The organism is Peptoniphilus sp. HMSC075B08, assembly GCF_001815405.1.
In the GTDB taxonomy this organism is placed as follows: domain Bacteria; phylum Bacillota; class Clostridia; order Tissierellales; family Peptoniphilaceae; genus Peptoniphilus_A; species Peptoniphilus_A harei.
In genome coordinates, this window is sequence record NZ_KV820425.1 from 434 (window position 1) to 1,116 (window position 683).

Consider the following 683-nt stretch of genomic DNA (forward strand, 5'->3'; position numbering starts at 1 on the left):
ACTGTAGTATCAGACCATTTTGTTTTACCTCTAGGGGTGAGATATCCTTGCTCTTCTAGTTCCCTACCAATGACTGAGCCACCATTGCCCTCTAAATATCTTTTAAAGATGTATCTAACAATCTTAGCTTCTTCTTCATTTATAGAGATAGTTTTTGTTGTAGGGTCATAATCGTATCCAAGACAACCTTGAAAACCAATAAGCTCCCCTTTTTCCATTTTCATTTTCAGTCCTTTTTTTACATGGGCTGAGGTATTTTCTACTTCTTGTTGAGCTACTGAACTTAATATTGTTAACAATAACTCTCCATCCATTGTTAAAGTATCTATGTTTTCTTCTTCAAATACTACACCAACATTATTTTCCTTTAGTAGCCTTACATATTTCAAAGTATCTAATGTGTTTCTGGCAAATCTTGATATAGATTTAGTAATTATCATGTCTATATCTCCATTTTGACAATCACTTATTAGTCTCATAAAATCAGCTCTTTTAGTTGCAGTTGTTCCTGTGGTTGCTTCATCTGCGTATATACCAGCCAAAGTCCAGTTCTTATTACTTTTTATTAGATTCGTATAATAATCAACTTGCGATTTATATGATTCAAGTTGGTCTTTACTGTCTGTACTTACTCTACAATATGCTGCAACACGTTTTAAATCTAAATGTAGTGCATTTCTATT

The 683-nt window shown here is 32.8% G+C and carries 1 protein-coding gene; it reads right to left on the bottom strand.

Annotated elements, in window-relative coordinates; genetic code table 11:
• On the bottom strand, window positions 1-683 hold a 683-nt coding region (locus tag HMPREF3023_RS09570; RefSeq protein WP_246829153.1), incomplete at both ends, for a recombinase family protein.